At 32.7% G+C, this 19,073-nt stretch carries 15 protein-coding genes; all 15 read left to right on the top strand.

Annotated features, from left to right (window positions below; all coding sequences use genetic code 11):
• Positions 1-67 precede the first annotated feature (67 nt).
• The 15 genes from ABNK64_RS00490 to ileS all read left to right on the top strand — a co-directional run bounded on the left by ABNK64_RS00490 (position 68) and on the right by ileS (position 19,066).
• On the top strand, positions 68-337 hold the full coding sequence (locus ABNK64_RS00490) for a co-chaperone GroES (protein WP_291256401.1): 270 nt from the start codon (positions 68-70) through the stop codon (positions 335-337).
• A gap of 18 nt (positions 338-355) precedes the next feature.
• Complete coding sequence (groL, locus tag ABNK64_RS00485; protein WP_300340617.1) at positions 356-1,972, top strand: chaperonin GroEL; 1,617 nt, start codon at positions 356-358, stop codon at positions 1,970-1,972.
• Between the two features lie 74 nt (positions 1,973-2,046).
• Positions 2,047-2,610 (top strand): glycerol-3-phosphate responsive antiterminator, encoded by a 564-nt coding sequence (locus tag ABNK64_RS00480; protein ID WP_349763127.1) that lies wholly within the window; start codon positions 2,047-2,049, stop codon positions 2,608-2,610.
• 190 nt (positions 2,611-2,800) lie between these two features.
• Positions 2,801-3,541: an MIP/aquaporin family protein gene (locus ABNK64_RS00475; protein ID WP_300343302.1), complete on the top strand. Its 741-nt coding sequence runs from the start codon at positions 2,801-2,803 to the stop codon at positions 3,539-3,541.
• A gap of 26 nt (positions 3,542-3,567) precedes the next feature.
• Entirely contained in the window at positions 3,568-5,070 is a 1,503-nt protein-coding gene (gene glpK / locus ABNK64_RS00470; protein ID WP_291256397.1) for a glycerol kinase GlpK, read from the top strand.
• Between the two features lie 146 nt (positions 5,071-5,216).
• Entirely contained in the window at positions 5,217-6,650 is a 1,434-nt protein-coding gene (locus tag ABNK64_RS00465; protein WP_349763126.1) for an NAD(P)/FAD-dependent oxidoreductase, read from the top strand.
• Between the two features lie 13 nt (positions 6,651-6,663).
• Entirely contained in the window at positions 6,664-7,926 is a 1,263-nt protein-coding gene (locus tag ABNK64_RS00460) for an NAD(P)/FAD-dependent oxidoreductase (protein ID WP_300391008.1), read from the top strand.
• The gene (locus ABNK64_RS00455) at positions 7,927-8,271 is read left to right on the top strand and encodes a DUF1667 domain-containing protein (protein WP_349763125.1); all 345 of its coding nucleotides are present in this window, start codon (positions 7,927-7,929) and stop codon (positions 8,269-8,271) included.
• Between the two features lie 89 nt (positions 8,272-8,360).
• The gene (locus tag ABNK64_RS00450) at positions 8,361-9,449 is read left to right on the top strand and encodes an antitoxin (protein ID WP_349763124.1); all 1,089 of its coding nucleotides are present in this window, start codon (positions 8,361-8,363) and stop codon (positions 9,447-9,449) included.
• 129 nt (positions 9,450-9,578) lie between these two features.
• The gene (ylxM, locus tag ABNK64_RS00445) at positions 9,579-9,890 is read left to right on the top strand and encodes a YlxM family DNA-binding protein (RefSeq protein ID WP_291256392.1); all 312 of its coding nucleotides are present in this window, start codon (positions 9,579-9,581) and stop codon (positions 9,888-9,890) included.
• Between the two features lie 11 nt (positions 9,891-9,901).
• The gene (gene ffh, locus ABNK64_RS00440) at positions 9,902-11,242 is read left to right on the top strand and encodes a signal recognition particle protein (protein WP_349763123.1); all 1,341 of its coding nucleotides are present in this window, start codon (positions 9,902-9,904) and stop codon (positions 11,240-11,242) included.
• 57 nt (positions 11,243-11,299) lie between these two features.
• Positions 11,300-11,563 (top strand): 30S ribosomal protein S16, encoded by a 264-nt coding sequence (gene rpsP / locus ABNK64_RS00435; RefSeq protein ID WP_176846417.1) that lies wholly within the window; start codon positions 11,300-11,302, stop codon positions 11,561-11,563.
• A 122-nt stretch (positions 11,564-11,685) separates the two neighbouring features.
• Positions 11,686-13,851, top strand: coding sequence for a Tex family protein (locus ABNK64_RS00430; RefSeq protein WP_349763122.1), 2,166 nt, complete (start codon positions 11,686-11,688; stop codon positions 13,849-13,851).
• Between the two features lie 5 nt (positions 13,852-13,856).
• Positions 13,857-16,265 (top strand): ATP-binding protein, encoded by a 2,409-nt coding sequence (locus ABNK64_RS00425; protein ID WP_349763121.1) that lies wholly within the window; start codon positions 13,857-13,859, stop codon positions 16,263-16,265.
• Positions 16,265-19,066, top strand: coding sequence for an isoleucine--tRNA ligase (ileS, locus tag ABNK64_RS00420; RefSeq protein ID WP_291256388.1), 2,802 nt, complete (start codon positions 16,265-16,267; stop codon positions 19,064-19,066). Before ABNK64_RS00425 ends, ileS begins: the two co-directional genes overlap by 1 nt.
• Positions 19,067-19,073 lie beyond the last annotated feature (7 nt).

The raw sequence follows: 19,073 nt of genomic DNA, 5'->3' as shown, positions 1-19,073 counted from the left end.
ATTATTAAGTTATGAGAAAAATAGCACTCATTAATAAAGAGTGCTAATAAGTTGGAGGGATAGAACAATGAAGATAAAACCTATTGGTGAAAGAGTTTTGGTTAAGCTTGTTAAATTAGAGGAAAAAACAGTGAGTGGAATTATTCTTCCAGGATCAGATGACAAAGAAAAATCAAATATTGGTGAAGTAATAGCTGTAGGAAAAGGTGAGAAAGTTTCTGAAATAGTAGTTGGAGATAAAGTAGTTTATTCAAAATTCTCAGGAACTGAGATCAAAGATGGCGAAGATAGATATTTAATATTGAATATAGAAGATGTATTAGCAATAGTAGAGTAATTATCGGAGGGATTGAAAATGGCAAAAATTTTAAAATTTAATGAGGAAGCTAGAAAAAAACTTGAATCAGGAGTAAATACTTTAGCAGATGCTGTAAAAGTTACATTGGGACCTAGAGGTAGAAATGTAGTTTTAGAAAAAAGTTATGGAGCTCCTTTAATCACTAATGATGGTGTTTCAATAGCTAAAGAGATTGAATTGGAAGATCCTTTTGAAAATATGGGAGCTCAACTGATAAAAGAGGTAGCGACTAAAGCTAATGATGTGGCTGGAGATGGAACAACTACTGCAACTATATTAGCTCAAGCTATTGTAAAAGAGGGATTAAAAATGGTTAGTGCTGGAGCTAATCCTATGTTTATAAAAAAAGGTATAGAGAAGGCAACTAAAGAGGTAATTACTCACTTAAAAGCTAGAGCTAAAAAGATAAAATCAAATGATGAGATAGCTCAAGTAGCATCTATTTCAGCAGGAGATGAGGAGATAGGAAAATTGATTGCTCAAGCTATGGAAAAAGTTGGTGAAACAGGAGTAATAACTGTTGAAGAGGCAAAATCTTTAGAAACAACTTTGGAAGTAGTTGAAGGAATGCAATTTGATAAGGGGTATGTATCTCCATATATGGTAACGGATTCTGAGAGAATGGTGGCAGAGCTAGATAATCCATTTATTCTTATAACTGATAAAAAAATATCAAATATGAAAGATATACTACCAATATTGGAGCAGACAGTTCAAACTTCAAGACCTGTACTTATTATAGCAGATGAGTTGGAGGGAGAAGCTTTAACTACTTTAGTTATAAATAAATTGAGAGGAACTTTAAATGTAGTAGCTGTTAAAGCACCTGCTTTTGGAGATAGAAGAAAAGCGATGTTAGAGGATATAGCTATACTTACAGGTGGAGAGGTAATCTCTGAAGAGAAGGGATTGAAATTAGAGGAGACTACTATACCACAGTTAGGAAGTGCTAAAAAGGTAAAAGTAACTAAAGATGCTACGATAATAGTAGATGGAGTTGGAGAAGAAGAGATAATAGCAGCTAGAGTTAATTCTATAAAAAATCAGATAATGGAATCAACTTCAGATTATGATAAAGAAAAATTACAAGAGAGACTTGCAAAACTTTCAGGTGGAGTGGCAGTTATAAAAGTTGGTGCTGCAACTGAAGTGGAGATGAAAGATAAAAAACTTAGAATCGAAGATGCTTTGAATGCAACTAGAGCTGGAGTTGAAGAGGGGATAGTACCTGGTGGAGGAACTATATTAGTAGAGATTGCTAAGGATATGGATGAATTTAAATTATCTGGAGAAGAGGGAATAGGAGTGGAGATTGTTAAAAAAGCATTGACAGCACCTTTGAGACAGATAGCAGAAAATGCAGGAATAGATGGAGCAGTTGTATTAGAAAAAGTAAAAGATATGCCAGAAGGATTTGGATTTAATGCTTCTACAGAAAAATATGTGAATATGATAGAGGAGGGAATATTAGATCCAGTAAAAGTTACTAGATCAGCTATTCAAAATGCTGCATCAGTATCAGCCTTAATCTTGACAACAGAGGTTTTGGTAGTGAGTAAAAAAGAGCCTAAACAACCAGAGATGAATCCAGGAATGATGCCAGGAATGATGTAGAAGTAAGGGAGAAAAAATTCTCCCTTTTTTTCTAAATATGTTATAATATAGTAAAAATATTTAAGGAGATGGGTATGGCAAATATAAAGGAGATATTGGAGAGAAATCCAGTGATACCAGCATTAAAGAATGAAGCTTATTTAGATGAGGCAATAGAAAGTGGAAGTGAGATAGTTTTTGTAATTATGGCAAATATCTTAAACATTAAAGGTATTGTTACAAAATTAAAAGCTGCAAATAAGATAGTCTATGTACATATGGATATGATAGATGGAATATCTAGTTCTAACAATGGAGTGGAGTATCTGATGCAAGAGGTAAAACCAGATGGAATTATAACAACAAAACATAATATTGTAGCTTTTGCAAATAAAAAAGGGATAAAGGTTATTCAAAGATTTTTTATCTTAGACTCTTTCTCATTGGAAAATACAATAAATCATATCAAAGAAAATAAACCTAGTGCAGTGGAGATTTTGCCGGGGCTTATGCCAAAAATAATAAAGAAAATCAATAATTCTACAAGGATTCCTGTGATAACTGGAGGGCTTGTAAATGAGAAAGAGGATGTTATAAATGCGTTAGCAGCAGGTGCTGTAGGGGTATCAACAACATATAGTCACATATGGGATATCTAAATAGTGTACATAAATAAATCAAATAGTAATAAAATAATTTTATTTGTATTGACATAATTGTAAAAAAGTGTTAGAATTATGTTAACGTAATAAAAGCTGTGTGAGATGGAGAAGCTTAAAAGAGTTGCTAATAGGGGGCGATTTTTTTGAGCTTTTTTTGCAGTTTTGAATCTAAAAAGGGGGCATTTTTATGACAGCAAGTGCAATGTATTTAGCAGAGTTTTTAGGAACAGCATTTCTTTTACTTTTAGGGAATGGAATCAATATGACATTAAGCCTAAATAAAAGTTATGGAAAAGGTGGAGGTTGGATGGTAACCTGCTTTGGTTGGGGTATAGCAGTTTCTATGGCAGCCTACCTAACAGGTTGGGTAAGTGGAGCTCACTTAAATCCAGCATTAACAATAGCTTTAGCAGTAGATGGAGCTTTAGATTGGGCATTGGTACCAGGTTATATAATAGCACAGGTTTTAGGTGGTATAGTAGGAGCTATATTAGCTTACTTAACATATAAAAACCTTATGGACGAAGAGCCTAATCCAGCAACAAAACTAGGGGTTTTTTCAACAGGACCAGCAATACCTAACAAATTTTGGAACGTGGTAACAGAGGCTGTGGGAACAGCTATATTAGTAATTGGAATACTAGCAATAGGATATGGAAAAAATATGGTAGAACCAGGAATAAAACCATTTTTAGTAGGGATGTTAATCAGTGTTATAGGTATGGCAACAGGTGGAGCTACAGGATTTGCTATTAACCCTGCAAGAGACCTTGGACCAAGAATAGCTCATGCTATACTTCCAATAAAAGGAAAAGGAGATTCTAACTGGGGTTATGCTTGGGTACCAATTGTTGGACCTATTATAGGTGCATTAATAGGAATAGCTTTATTTAATTTCTTTTCAATCAGTTGTGTAGCTTGTGGATAATTACTTAATAAATGGAGGAGTAAATTATGGAGAAAAAATATATAATAGCATTGGATCAAGGAACAACAAGTTCAAGAGCAATAGTATTTGATAGTGAGCAAAAAATAGTTGGAGTAGCACAAAAAGAGTTTACTCAAATCTATCCAAAAGAGGGTTGGGTAGAGCATGATCCAATGGAAATTTGGTCAAGTCAGAGTGGAGTTTTAGCAGAAGTAATTGCAAGAACAGGTATATCACAACATGATATTATAGGAATTGGAATTACAAACCAAAGAGAGACAACAATAGTTTGGGATAAAAATACAGGAAAACCTATATACAATGCAATAGTATGGCAGTGTAGAAGAACAGCTAAGATATGTGATGAGTTAAAAGAGATTGAAGGTTTAGATGAGTATGTAAGAGAGAATACAGGATTACTAATAGATGCTTATTTCTCTGGTACTAAGATCAAATGGATATTAGATAATGTAGAGGGTGCTAGAGAGAAAGCTGAAAGAGGAGAGTTGCTATTTGGTACTGTAGATACTTGGTTGATTTGGAAATTAACTAATGGAAAGGTTCATGCTACTGACTATACAAATGCCTCTAGAACAATGATATACAATATTAAAAAATTAGAATGGGATGAAAAATTATTAGATATATTAGGAATTCCAAAATCAATGTTACCAGAAGTAAAAGATAGTAGTGGAACATTTGGTTATGCAAACCTAGGAGGAAAAGGTGGTCATAGAGTACCAATAGCTGGGGTAGCAGGAGACCAACAAGCAGCACTATTTGGACAAGCTTGCTTTAAAGAGGGAGATTCTAAAAATACATATGGAACAGGATGTTTCCTATTGATGAATACAGGAACTAAGATGGTAAGAAGCCAAAATGGACTTGTAACAACAATAGCTATAGGACTTAATGGAAAAGTAGAGTATGCATTAGAGGGAAGTATTTTCATTGGTGGAGCAAGTGTTCAATGGTTGAGAGATGAATTAAAATTAGTAGGAGAATCAAAGGATACAGAGTACTTTGCTAGAAAGGTAAAGGATAGTGCAGGAGTATATGTAGTTCCAGCATTTGTAGGATTGGGAGCTCCATACTGGGATATGTATGCAAGAGGAGCTATAGTAGGACTTACACGTGGAGCTAATAAAAATCATATAATTAGAGCAACTTTGGAATCAATTGCTTATCAAACAAGAGATGTTCTTGAGGCTATGCAAGAGGATTCAGGAATTAAATTAGCTAGTTTAAAAGTGGATGGTGGAGCAGCAGCTAATAACTTCTTAATGGAATTCCAAGCTGATATTTTAGGAACAGCAGTAAGAAGACCAGTAACTCTTGAAACAACAGCACTAGGAGCAGCATATTTAGCAGGTTTAGCAGTGGGATTCTGGGAGACAAAAGATGAGATTAGCTCACAATGGAAACTAGATAATGAGTTCATTCCAAATATGAGTGAAGAAGAGAGATGTAAAAAATATAGTGGATGGAAAAAAGCTGTAAAAAGAGCTCTTGCTTGGGAAGAGGAGTAATAATATCTCTTGACAAATGAAAAGAAAAGTAAGATAATTAATGAGAAAATAGAATAAATGACTAGTGAATAGGAGAGTCAGCAAAGGGCAGAGAGATCTGTCTATTTGCTGACTTTTTTTATTAAAAGATCGGGAGGAAATGCTATATGGTAGATGTAATTATAATAGGTGCAGGAGTTATGGGAGCTGCAACTGCATATGAATTGGCAAAATATAATTTAAAAATAAAAGTATTGGAAAAAGAGCATGATGTTTCAAATGGTACAAGTAAAGCAAACTCAGGAATAGTACATGCAGGTTATGATGCAAAAGAGGGAACTTTAATGGCTAAGTACAATGCCCTTGGAAACTCTATGTATGAAGAGTTGTGCAAAGAGATAGATGCACCATTTAAAAGAACAGGTTCATTAGTTTTGGCTTTTTCAGAGGAAGAGAGAGAGCATTTGAAACAACTTTATGAGAGAGGATTAAAAAATGGAATACCAGAGTTAAGAATCATTGAGAAGGAAGAGATACTTAAAATGGAGCCAAATGTAAGTGGTGAAGTAGTAGCTGCTCTATATGCTCCAACAGCTGGTGTTACAGGTCCTTGGGAAGTGACTATAAAGTTATTGGAAAATGCTGCAATAAATGGAGTAGAAGTTCTTACAGATGCAAAGGTAGAAAAGATAGAGAAGTTAGAAAAAGGATACAAGGTTATATTAACTGATGGAAGAGAGTTTGAAACAAAGGTAGTAGTGAATGCAGCTGGATTGTTTGCTGACGAGATAAATAATTTAGTAAGTTCTAAAAAGATAAAGATAACTCCAAGAGCAGGAGAGTATTATCTATTAGATAAAGTTCAAGGAAACTTAGTAAATAATGTTATATTCCAATGTCCAACAAAAGTTGGAAAAGGAGTTTTAGTAGCACCAACAGCCCACGGTAACTTAATAGTTGGACCTACAGCAAGTTTGACTGATGATAAGGAGTATGTAGGAAATACACTAGCAGGATTGGATGCTGTTAGAGCAGCTGCTGTAAAGAGTGTGAAAGATATAAACTTTAGAGATAATATAAAAAATTTCAATGGTTTAAGAGCTGAGTCAGACTGTCCAGACTTTATAATAGGTGAAGTGGAGGATGCACCATATTTCTTTAATATAGCTGGAACAAAATCGCCAGGATTAACATCAGCACCAGCAATAGGTTTAGATGTGGCTAGAATGATAGTAGAGAAGTTGGGAGATGTATCTAAGAAAGAGGAGCATAAAAAAAATAGACCACAGATTCATTTTATGGAACTATCTTCAGAAGAGAAAGCAGAAGTAATAAAGAAAGATCCAAGATATGGAAGAATCATATGTAGATGTGAGAGCATAACTGAGGGAGAGATAGTAGATGTAATTCATAGAATGGTGGGAGCTAAAACTGTAGATGGAGTTAAAAAGAGATGTAGACCTGGTATGGGAAGATGCCAAGGTGGATTCTGTGGACCGAGAGTACAAGAGATATTAGCAAGAGAGTTAAATAAGAATTTAGATGAGATTGTTCAAGATAAAGTTGGGGCATACATACTTACAGGAGAGACTAAAAAGTAGGAGGAACTAGGAAATGAGATATGATTTAGTGGTAATAGGGGGAGGACCTGGAGGTCTTGCAGCAGCAATAGAGGCTAGAAATAATGGAGTAGAGAGCATATTAGTAATAGAGAGAGATAAGGAATTAGGTGGAATTTTACAACAATGTATCCACAATGGTTTTGGATTACATGAATTTAAAGAAGAGCTTACAGGACCAGAGTATGCAGAGAGATTTATAAAAAAATTACAGGAGAATAATATTGAGTATAAATTAGATACAATGGTATTGGAAGTAACTCCAGAGAAGATAGTTCATGCAATAAATACAGTGGATGGATACATGATGATAGAGGCTAAATCTATAATACTAGCTATGGGTTGTAGAGAGAGAACAAGAGGAGCTATCTCAATTCCAGGAGAGAGACCAGCAGGTGTGTTTACAGCAGGAACAGCTCAAAGATTTATCAATATGGAAGGATATATGGTAGGTAAGAAGGTTTTGATTTTAGGATCTGGAGATATTGGACTTATTATGGCTAGAAGAATGACATTAGAGGGAGCAGAGGTAAAAGCTGTTGTTGAACTTATGCCATTTTCAGGAGGATTAGCTAGAAATATAGCTCAGTGTCTAAATGACTACAACATCCCATTATATTTGAGTCATACTGTTATTGATATAAAAGGAAAAGAGAGAGTAGAGGGAGTTACAATTGCTAAGGTTGATGAAAATAGAAGACCTATACCAGGAACAGAGATAGAGTATGAGTGTGACACACTACTACTTTCAGTAGGACTTATACCAGAGAACGATATTTCAAGAAAAACAGGAATTGTAATAGATAGAAGAACTTCAGGGCCAATTGTTAATGAGATGATGGAAACAAGTATACCTGGAATCTTTGCTTGTGGAAATGTGGTTCATGTACATGATCTAGTTGACTTTGTAAGTGCAGAAGCAAGAAAAGCAGGGAAAGCAGCAGCAAAATTTGTTAAGGGAGAGGCACAGACAGGTGAGTATATAGATATTAAAACTGGACTTGGAATAACTTATACAGTGCCACAAAAGTATAGAATAGAGAATTTAGATAAATTTTTGGAGATCTCTATGAGAGTAAATAATATCTACAGAAATATGAGATTACAGGTAAGAGATGGAGAGAATATACTTGTAAATCTAAAAAAATCACATCTAGCTCCAGGAGAGATGGAGAAAATAGTTGTTCCGAAAAAACTATTAGAAGGTGTAAAAGGAAAAGAGATAGAGGTATGTTTGGTAGCAGAGGAGGGGAGATAGATGATAAAAGAGATGGTGTGTATAGTTTGTCCAATGGGATGTCATTTAAAGATAGATACAGAGAGTTTGAATGTGACAGGAAACACTTGTCCAAGAGGACCGGTATATGCTAAAGAGGAGTTGACTGCTCCTAAAAGAGTTATAACTTCAACTGTTAGAATAGTTGGTGGAGTTCACAATAGATTACCTGTAAAAACAGATATGAGTATTCCAAAAGAACTAAATTTTGAGTGTATGAAACTATTGAATAATATAGAGGTAAAATCACCAATAAAACATGGTGAGATAATCATAGAAAATATTTTAGGAACAGGTGCAAATATAGTAGCTTGTAGAGATATGTAAAATAAACTATCTTTAGTATTGACAAACCTCTAATTAAAGGTAATAATATCTGTAAGGATAATTTATGATTAAAGGTAGGAGGGAAGAAATTGGATAATTTAATAATTACAGTTGGAACAAGTCTAATAGATAACTATATTAAGCACAATCCTGAGAAAGAGAGTATCACAAAGGACGATATTTTAAGCTACTATGAAGAGGAAAAGATAGAGGACTTAAGAGATATAAGATTCGGAATAGAGATCATCTCTGTTGAGAACTTGAGAGAGAAAAATGTTTTTTCAGGGGAACACCTATTTATGATAACTCATGATACTGTTAATGGAAGATTGGCTGGTGAGGTTTTAGAGGAGTTTTTCCTAAAGAAACAGATAGTAAAAAATATTACAAAAAAAGCTATTCCAGCTATGAATAAAAGAAATCCAATTGAATTTAAAACAAAGGGATTAAGAAATTTAGTAGAAGAGATTGGAAATATAGTAGATACAGTTGGAAATAAGTATAATGTTTCTGTTTGTACTGTTGGAGGATATACAGCAGAGATATTTATGGTTAGTTTAATGGCTCAAATCTTAGGTGTAAAATCTTATTTTATGTTTAGAGAGTTTGAACATGTAACTGAAATTCCACCACTACCTATAAAACTTGACTATAATTATTATCTAGAGAATAAAGAGTTTTTCAATATTTTAGTAAAAGGAACAGAGATTGAAAAGTCACTTATAGCTAAATATTTAGATGAGAAATTGGAACTTAGCTACTTTGTTGAAGAGATAGAAAAAGATGGAAAAATCTATGTAGAACTATCTGCAATGGGAGATTTCTATGTAAGAAGAGTAAAGGATTGTAGACATTTACCAAGAAGAACAACAAATGTTGGTATCTGGGAAAAGGAGCTACCTTCAACTATAGAGGAGAGACCACAGGAGCTTTTGGATATGCTAAAAATGCTAAAAGCATCTCCATATATCAATAAATTAAAAGTTGTTTTCCACAATCCAAATAGAAAATTAAAGGTTTCTAAGTTTTTTATTCTTGATAGTGCTGATTACGAGAGCACTCTATCTTTAGAGTTAAAGACATCTATGGGTGGATTTAGAATAGATATGTTTACAGTGGCTAATACTCAAAAAGAGTTTGAAGCATTGATGGTATATTTTAATGAAAATTTTCTATAAGAGATAGAAATTAATAGATAGTGCTAGTGAGAAAAGTTTCACTGGCACTTTTTTTATAAAAAATATATAATGTAAAGAAAAAACACTTGACAGTTTTTGTATAATCTTATATAATATGCTGGTGATATAATGGAATTAGATGAATTTTTAGAAGTATCGACTCTATTAGATTATTATAGAAACTTGTTGAGTGATAAGCAAAAAGAGTACTTGATCAATCATTTTGAGGAAGATTTATCACTGTCAGAGATTGCTAAAAACAATGGTGTCAGTAGACAGGCTGTCTATGATAATATAAAAAGAGGGATAAAACAACTAAGAGAGTATGAAGAGAAACTAGGCTTTCATAAAAAAGAGAAAAAGATTTATGATGAACTTTTAGGACTGAGAGAGAACTTTGAACTTGAAAGACTAGATGAGATAATAGAAAGATTATTTTAGTCGAGGTGTATATGTTAGATAATTTAGGTTCTAGATTTCAAGAGGTTTTTAAAAAAGTAAGAGGACATGGAAAGTTGAGTGAGAGCAATATAAAAGATGCTCTTAAAGAAGTTAAGATGTCACTTTTAGAAGCCGATGTTAACTATAAAGTAGTAAAGGATTTTACAGCTAAGATTCAAGAAAAAGCTATAGGAACAGATGTTTTAAAGGGGATAAATCCAGGACAACAGTTTATAAAGATTGTAAATGATGAATTGATAGAACTTTTAGGTGGAACTAATGCCAGATTGACAAAAGGAGTAAGAAATCCAACTGTACTTATGTTAGCGGGATTACAGGGAGCGGGAAAGACTACATTTGCTGCTAAACTAGGTAATTACTTAAAAAAACAGGGTGAAAAAGTTCTAATGGTTGGAGCTGACGTGTACAGACCAGCTGCGATAAAACAGTTACAAGTTTTAGGAGAGCAAACAGGAATTGAGGTTTATTCAGAGCTAGATCATCAGGATGCTGTTGGAATCTGTGAGAGAGGACTTGCTAAAGCAAAAGAGCTAGGTTCTACATATATGATAATTGATACTGCTGGAAGATTACACATTGATGAAAAATTAATGGATGAGTTAAGAGATATAAAAAAAATAACTAGACCACAGGAGATTTTACTAGTAGTAGATGCAATGATAGGTCAAGATGCTGTTAACTTAGCAGAATCATTTAATAATGTTTTAAATATAGATGGTGTTGTACTTACAAAATTAGATGGAGATACTAGAGGAGGAGCTGCATTATCAATAAAAGCAGTGGTAGGAAAACCAATAAAATTTGTAGGAGTTGGAGAGAAAATTGATGATATAGAACTATTCCACCCAGAGAGACTTGTTTCAAGAATTTTTGGAATGGGAGATGTAGTTTCATTAGTTGAGAAGGCTCAAAGTGCAATAGATGAAGAAGATGCAAAGTCACTGGAAGAGAAGATCAGAACTCAAAAATTTGATTTAGATGACTTCTTAAAACAGTTACAAAATATAAAAAAATTAGGTTCACTAGGAAGTATCTTAAAGATGATACCTGGAATGGGACAGATTGGAGATTTAGCTCCAGCTGAAAAAGAGATGAAAAAGGTAGAAGCTATTATTCAATCAATGACTAGAGAAGAGAGAAAGAAACCTGAGATACTTAAAGCTAGTAGAAAACAGAGAATAGCTAAGGGTAGTGGAACTGAAGTGGCAGATATAAATAGATTGTTAAAACAATTTGAACAGATGAAAGCTATGATGAAGATGTTCAGTGGTGGTAAGATGCCTTCATTACCTTCATTTGGTGGATTTAAAGGTGGAAAATTTCCATTTTAATAACATATAAATAATTTAAAGAATAAAATATAAATAATAAAAGGAGACGTGAAATTTATGTTAAAATTAAGATTAACTAGATTAGGAGACAAAAAAAGACCTTCTTATAGAATCGCAGCTATGGAAGCATTATCAAAAAGAGATGGTAAAGCAGTTGCTTACTTAGGAAACTACTTCCCATTAGAAGATTCTAGAGTTGTATTAAAAGAGGAAGAAATTGTAAAATTCTTATTAAACGGAGCTCAACCAACTAGAACTGTAAAATCAATATTAGTTAAAGCTGGAGTATGGGCAAAATTCGAAGAAGCAAAAAGAAAATAATTAATTAGAAGAATTTTAGGGGCTTTATACTACTGTATAAAGTCCTTTTTTCTATTAGACAAGCTAATAAAGTTTTGATATAATATAGAGAAGTTCAATAAAATATAAAATAAAGGTGAAAAATGGATAAGATATTTGAACAAGTGGCTAAAGAATTAAATTTATCTACAGTACAAGTAGTTAATACAATGCAACTTTTAGATGAAGGTGCAACAATACCTTTTATAGCAAGATATAGAAAAGAGGTAACTAAGAATCTTGATGAGGTAGAGATAGGGAAAATACTAGAAACAGTTACATATCAAAGAAACTTAGAGAAGAGAAAAGAAGAGGTAATCAGATTAATTGAGGAGCAAGGAAAATTAACTGATGATATAGTGAAGGCTGTTTTTTCTGCAACAAAACTTCAAGAGGTTGAAGATATATACTTTCCTTATAGAAAGAAGAGAAAAACAAAAGCAGATATAGCAAAAGAAAGAGGTTTAGAGCCGTTTTCTGAGTATATGTTAAAAGCTAAATCAATGGAGGATTTAGAGTTAAAGGCCAAGGAGTTTTTAACTGATGAGATAGCTGATGAAAAAGAGGCTATTGAAGGAGCTATGTTGATCTTAGCACAAAATATATCTGAAACTCCAATATACAGAGAAAAAATTAGAGAGATAATGTTAACTAAGGGAATATTAGTAACTAAAGAGAGTAAAAAGGCAAGAGAGCTGGATATAAAAAAGGTATATTCAGATTATTATCAATATAGCGAACCTATAGCTAAGATACCCTCTCATAGAATTTTAGCTGTAAATAGAGGAGAGAAGGAAGATATATTATCCACTGCAATTGATTTTGATGAACAGGTAAGAGTTAGAGTAGAAAACCTAATATTGAAGGATTTTGAAAATAAAAATTTACAGGATCTATACTCAAAGATTGTTGTAGATGCTTTAGATAGATTGATATTACCAGCTATTGAGAGAGAAGTGAGAAATATTCTTACTGATAAGGCTGAAGAAGAGGCAATAGCAGTATTTAAGGATAACTTAAAAAATCTTTTAATGCAAGCACCTTTAAATGAAAAAAATATATTAGCTTTAGATCCTGGTTATAGAACAGGATGTAAAGTAGCAATTATAGATAAGAATGGATTTTATAGAGAGAAAGACGTTTTCTTTTTAGTGGCAGATATGCATAATGCAAAACAACTAGAAACTGCTGAGAATAAGATTGTTGACTATGTGAAAAAATATGAGATTGATATTATTGTAATAGGAAATGGAACTGCTTCTAGGGAGACTGAGAGCTTTGTAGCAGGAGTTATAAAAAAATACAATCTACCAGCTAAATATCTTATAGCTAATGAAGCTGGAGCATCAATATATTCAGCATCTAAAATTGCAGCTGAGGAGTTTCCAGATCTAGATGTTACAGTTAGAGGAGCTATCTCTATAGGAAGAAGAGTTCAAGATCCACTTGCAGAACTTGTAAAAATTGATCCAAAATCAATAGGGGTAGGAATGTATCAGCACGATGTCAATCAAGGAAGATTAGATGATTCACTAGATGCTGTTATAACAAATGTGGTAAACAGTGTAGGAGCTAATCTAAATACAGCTTCTTGGGCTTTACTATCACATATCTCTGGAATAAAGAAAAATATAGCTAAAAATATAGTTGATTATAGAAAAGAGAATGGAAACTTTAAAAATAGAAAAGAGCTATTAAAAGTTAAGGGAATTGGAGCTAAAGCTTATGAGCAAATGGCTGGATTCTTAGTAATAGTTGATGGAGAGAATGTACTGGATAATACAATAATCCACCCTGAATCTTATCATATAGCAACAGATATATTGACAGAAGCAGGAATTTCAATAGCTGACTACAAGAGTGATCTAAATGTAGCTAGAGAGAAATTGAAAGGTTTTGCATATGAAAAATTTGCAAAAGAGAAAGAGTATGGATTAGAGACAGTTAAGGATATCTATGAAGCGTTGATTAGAGATAGAAGAGACCCTAGAGATAGTTTTGAGAAACCACTTTTAAAATCAGATATATTGAACATAGAGAATTTACAACCAGGAATGGAGATAGAAGGAACAGTTAGAAATGTAGTAAAATTTGGTGCTTTTATAGATATTGGTTTAAAAAATGATGCACTTTTACATATTTCAGAGATTTCAAATAAATTTATAGATGATCCAAGTAAGGTATTATCAGTTGGACAGATAATTAAAGTAAGAATAAAAGATATTGATAAAGAGAGAGAGAGAGTAGGATTAACTAAGAAGGAGAAATAATTTCAATGAAGGTAAGTAGAAGTTCTCTTTTATTTAGAATGGTATTTTATAATGATATTGCAATAGTGATGGTATCAATCACTATTGCCCTCTTTTTAACTTTTACAGCATTTCAAAATATTGAGTCTAAATTTATAGATTCGGCTAGAGATAAGGTAGCTTTAATAACAAGGGCATACAGTGGTGAGATTTTAAAGTCTAAGGATGATCTTAACCAGGTAATAAGAAATGTAGGGGCTTTAGGAGACAGAAATTTTAGGAAAAATTTTACCTACACTCAACAAGCAAAGATGCTTCAAACTAGATTATTAAAGAAAAACTTTAGCATGTATAAGGATTCAAATCTATCAATAGTAGATGAAGATGGAATTGTATTGGCAGAATCAAATGAGAATCATAGAAAAACAATCATAGATCAAGTTGGATTTAAAGAGAATGTGGCTCAAAATGATGGTGAGATAAAAACTACGTATTTCTTTAAAAATGGAGATAACATATACTCTAGAACGATATTGAGATATGAGGTTGAAAGGTCGAGAAAACTCTATGTTGTATTGACTATGCCAACTAACCAAGATGTTTTAAATGCTTTAGAAGCTGTAGGAGGCTTAGGAGAAGAGGATAGTATAATACTATTAATTGATGGTAAATACATTTCCAATGGACTTAATTTTGCAGATGAGATAAGAGCAATCAAGAAGAGAGACCCAGGTAGAAATTTCATTCAAAAATTTAGTTATATTTATAAAAAGAAAGATAGCAATAAAGAGGTTTATTATATAGCTTTGACAGACCTATATGACTACAAAAATGAGTATATAGGAAGTATGGGAGTGGCTATATATTATGAAGCTATTGAGAAATTGAAAAGAGTAGTATCTTTATCAGTAATAATGATAATACTTCTATTTGTGGCAGTTAGTACAACTGTTTCAGCAAAGTTATTTGGGAATCTTTTGGAACCTTTATCTAAGATAATAGATGCAGCTGAAGAGGTAAGTAAGGGAAATTATAAGATTTTTGTGAAACCTGAGGGAGTAGATGAGATAAGAACTCTTTCAAAAAGTTTTAATAAAATGGCCGAAGATATTAGAAATAATGAGGAACAAGCAAAAAATAAAAACAAAAAGCTTTTGGGAACTTTGAAAAGACTGGATTCAATTGAAAGAATTTTGATGAATATACAGATTGAAAATGATATGACTGTAACTGTAAAGGAGATAATGTCAGCCTTTACTTCAGAGGTAGGGCTGGGCTATAGTCGTGCTATGTACTTTAGATATAGTAGAGAAGCAGATAGATTAGTAGGAGAGTTGGCAGTTATAAATAATCGTGTAAAAAGAGAGGTATTAAACAATGAAGGAAATACTTCAGGGTTTAAATTCCAAATAGCTGAATTGAATGAACTTGTAAAACTTATAAAAATACCATTTAAATCAGATAGTTTAATTGTGAAATCTCTTGTGGAGAAAAGAATAATTTTCGAAAATGATAAAGGATACAAATATAATTTAGGAAATGAATTATTTAAAAGTTTTGGAATCAATAGATTTTTGATTATGCCAATCTATAGTGAGAAGAGAAACTATGGTTGTATAGTAGTTGATTATTTTGGGAAGGATAACAACATATCTCAAGAAGAGGTTGAGTTACTAACATTGTTATCTCTAAACATAGCAATTAGAATAAAAAATAGAACTATTGAAGAGGAGAAGATCGACTTAGAAAGAGCTGTAACTACAGGAAAACTTGTGGAGAGGTTTTTTAAGAGTAGGGAGAATTCCTTTGAGAAGATGCTAGATTTTATGGAAAAGATGACTGAATATGATCAAAGTAATATTTTGCTTAAAATTCAGATTCAAGAGATAAAAAATGAGATAATCAAACTTAAGCGTGAAAAAGAGATATTGAATGAGTACATCAATGTAAAAAGTGATGAACCACTTGAAATTATAGATATTGAGGAGATAATCTCAGAAGTAATCTCTGGAGTAGAGGAAAAATTGGAGAAAATAGGGATAAATATCTCAACCTTTATTAACTATAATGGAAAGATAATAGGAAATAGAGCAAGATTAAAGAGAGCTCTATATGAAGTTATAAAAAATGCTAAAGAATCTTTTGATAAAAAAAATCAAGATAATAAAAAAATAAATATTATAGTGACAAAAGAAAAAAATGTAGATAAAATAAGAATTAATATAATCGATAATGGAATAGGAATGACAAAAGAGCAGTTAGAAAATGTATTTGAACCATTTGTAGGTTATAATGAAAACTCTCCAGGCCTAGGTCTAGCAATAGTATCAAGGATTGTGAAGGACCACCACGGAGTAATTAAGATTTTATCTCAAGAGAATGAAGGAACGGACGTAAAAATAACTTTAAATATATATAAGGAGGAGATTTTATAATGAGTGAAAAGGATTACGGAGCAACATTAAACCTTCCGAAGACAAGTTTTCAAATGAAGGCAAATCTTCCAAATAAGGAACCTAAAATTATTCAAAAATGGGAAGAAAATAAGATCTATGAAAAAGGATTAACAAAAGGTACAAAATCATTTATATTACATGATGGACCACCTTATGCTAACGGTGATATCCACATAGGTCATGCTTTGAATAAAATTCTTAAAGATATCATTTTAAAATATAAAAGATTAAGAGGGTATAATGCACCATACATACCTGGATGGGATACTCACGGATTACCTATCGAATTAAAAGTAACTGAGCAATTAGGAGATAAAGCAAAAGAGATGTCTCCATTAGAGATAAGAAAACTTTGTACAGAATATGCTTTAAAATGGGTATCTATCCAAAGAGAAGGATTTAAAAGATTAGGAGTATTAGGAGATTGGGAAAATCCATATCTAACATTAAAACCAGAATATGAAGCTAAACAATTAGAGGTATTTGGAGAGCTTTATGAAAATGGATATGTATTTAAAGGATTAAAACCAATTTACTGGTCACCAGTTACAGAAACAGCACTAGCTGAAGCAGAGATAGAGTATAAAAATGTAACATCTCCATCTATCTATGTTAGAATGGAAGCTAACTCTGATCTATTAGAAAAACTAGGATTAACAGAGCAAACTTGGGTAGTAATTTGGACAACAACTCCATGGACTTTACCTGCGAATATGGCAATATCATTAAATCCTAACTTTGAATATGGAGTATATAAAACTGAAAAAGGAAACTTAATTTTAGCAAAAGAGTTAGCCGAGAAAGCTTTTGCTGAGATGGAGATAACATCTTATGAGTTAATAAAAGAGTTCATAGGAAATGAGATTGAAAGAACAACATATAAGCACCCATTCATAGATAGAACTGGAATGATAATCTTAGGAACACACGTTACAGCTGATGCAGGAACAGGATGTGTACACACAGCTCCTGGACATGGACAAGATGACTATGTAGTGGCAACTAGATATGGTATAGAGGTAATCTCACCTATCAACAATAAAGGTGTTTTAACTGAAGAGGCAGGAGAGTTTGCAGGACTATTCTATTTAAAAGCTAACAAGGCAATAGTAGCTCATATAGAAGAGACAGGACACCTATTAAAATTAAAAAATATAGAGCACTCATATCCACATGATTGGAGATCAAAAACTCCAGTAATATTTAGAGCAACTGAGCAATGGTTCGTAAAAGCAGAGGGATCAGACTTAAGAGAGAGAGCTCTAAGAGCATTAGATGATGTAGAGTTTGTACCAGCTTGGGGAAGAAATAGAATAGGATCTATGCTAGAGACAAGACCTGACTGGTGTATCTCAAGACAAAGAGTATGGGGAGTACCAATTCCTGTATTCTATAACGAAGAGACTGGAAAAGAGATATACAATAAAGAGATCTTAGCAAGAATAGTAGAGATAGTTAGAAAAGAGGGAACAGCTGCTTGGTTAACACATACAGCAGAGGAGTTAATAGGTGAAGAGTTATTAGAGAAATATAACTTAAAAGGAGTAACTCTAAGAAAAGAGACAAACATAATGGACGTATGGTTTGACTCTGGAGTATCTCATAGATCTGTATTAGAAACTAGAGGAGAGTTATTACATAGACCAGCTGATATGTACTTAGAGGGATCAGATCAGCACAGAGGTTGGTTCCAAACATCACTATTAACATCAATAGGTTCTACTCATGATGCTCCATACAAAAAGATCTTAACACACGGATTTGTAAATGATGGAGAGGGTAAAAAGATGTCTAAATCAGTAGGAAACGTTGTAGTACCAGCTGATGTAATAAAAGTATATGGAGCAGATATCTTAAGATTATGGTGTGCTTCAGTAGATTATAGAGAAGATGTAAAAATTTCTGACAACATCCTAAAACAGATGGCAGAAGCATATAGAAGAGTAAGAAATACTGCTAGATATATTTTAGGAAACAGTAATGACTTCAACCCTGCAACTGACAAAGTAGCATATAAAGATTTAATGGAAATTGATAAATGGGCATTAAATAAGTTGGAGATTTTAAAAAGAAAAGTTACTGAGAACTATGAAAAATATGAGTTCTATAACTTATTCCAAGATATACACTATTTTGCAGGAGTAGATATGTCTGCTTTCTATCTAGATATCATAAAAGATAGACTTTATACAGAGGGAACAGACTCTCTAGATAGAAAATCAGCTCAAACAGTAATGACTGAGATACTATTAACTTTAACTAAGATGATAGCACCAATTCTTTCATTCACAGCTGAGGAGATTTGGGATACATTACCAGAGTCTTTAAAAGATGAGGAATCAGTATTATTAAGCTCTTGGTATGAAGAGAATGATGAGTATCTAAATTCAGAAGTAGAAGCAAAATGGGCAGATATTATAAAAATTAGAAAAGAGAGCAATAAGATGCTAGAAAAAGCAAGACAAGGAGAGAACAGAATAATCGGAAACTCTTTAGATGCTAAGGTAATTTTACATTTTGCAAACTCTGAAATGCAAAACTTCTTAGTGGAGAATAGAGATAGATTAGAATTAGCTTTAATCGTATCAGATGTTGAAATAGTAGATGCTATTGATGATACATTTGTAAAAGGTGAAGAGTTACAAGATCTATACATAAAAGTAGTACATGCTGATGGAGAAAAATGTGAAAGATGTTGGAAATATTCAACAGAGATTGGAAAAGATAGCAACCATCCAACACTATGTCCAAGATGTGCAGCTGTATTAAATAATAACTAGGAGAAAG

Origin of the sequence: Fusobacterium sp. SYSU M8D902 (assembly GCF_040199715.1) — a bacterium.
Classification (GTDB): Bacteria; Fusobacteriota; Fusobacteriia; order Fusobacteriales; family Fusobacteriaceae; genus Fusobacterium_A.
The sequence above is the reverse complement of the archived record's forward strand: the minus strand, read 5'-3'. Positions and strand labels throughout refer to the sequence as shown.

What these genes read in the sequence shown, in the direction of transcription:
- ABNK64_RS00460 (WP_300391008.1), top strand. Translation starts at nt 6,664, where the DNA reads ATGAGATATGATTTAGTGGTAATAGGGGGAGGACCTGGAGGTCTTGCA.
- rpsP (WP_176846417.1), top strand. Translation starts at nt 11,300, where the DNA reads ATGTTAAAATTAAGATTAACTAGATTAGGAGACAAAAAAAGACCTTCT.
- ffh (WP_349763123.1), top strand. Translation starts at nt 9,902, where the DNA reads ATGTTAGATAATTTAGGTTCTAGATTTCAAGAGGTTTTTAAAAAAGTA.
- ABNK64_RS00490 (WP_291256401.1), top strand. Translation starts at nt 68, where the DNA reads ATGAAGATAAAACCTATTGGTGAAAGAGTTTTGGTTAAGCTTGTTAAA.
- ylxM (WP_291256392.1), top strand. Translation starts at nt 9,579, where the DNA reads ATGGAATTAGATGAATTTTTAGAAGTATCGACTCTATTAGATTATTAT.
- ABNK64_RS00430 (WP_349763122.1), top strand. Translation starts at nt 11,686, where the DNA reads ATGGATAAGATATTTGAACAAGTGGCTAAAGAATTAAATTTATCTACA.
- groL (WP_300340617.1), top strand. Translation starts at nt 356, where the DNA reads ATGGCAAAAATTTTAAAATTTAATGAGGAAGCTAGAAAAAAACTTGAA.
- ABNK64_RS00425 (WP_349763121.1), top strand. Translation starts at nt 13,857, where the DNA reads ATGAAGGTAAGTAGAAGTTCTCTTTTATTTAGAATGGTATTTTATAAT.
- ileS (WP_291256388.1), top strand. Translation starts at nt 16,265, where the DNA reads ATGAGTGAAAAGGATTACGGAGCAACATTAAACCTTCCGAAGACAAGT.
- ABNK64_RS00465 (WP_349763126.1), top strand. Translation starts at nt 5,217, where the DNA reads ATGGTAGATGTAATTATAATAGGTGCAGGAGTTATGGGAGCTGCAACT.
- ABNK64_RS00475 (WP_300343302.1), top strand. Translation starts at nt 2,801, where the DNA reads ATGACAGCAAGTGCAATGTATTTAGCAGAGTTTTTAGGAACAGCATTT.
- ABNK64_RS00480 (WP_349763127.1), top strand. Translation starts at nt 2,047, where the DNA reads ATGGCAAATATAAAGGAGATATTGGAGAGAAATCCAGTGATACCAGCA.
- ABNK64_RS00455 (WP_349763125.1), top strand. Translation starts at nt 7,927, where the DNA reads ATGATAAAAGAGATGGTGTGTATAGTTTGTCCAATGGGATGTCATTTA.
- glpK (WP_291256397.1), top strand. Translation starts at nt 3,568, where the DNA reads ATGGAGAAAAAATATATAATAGCATTGGATCAAGGAACAACAAGTTCA.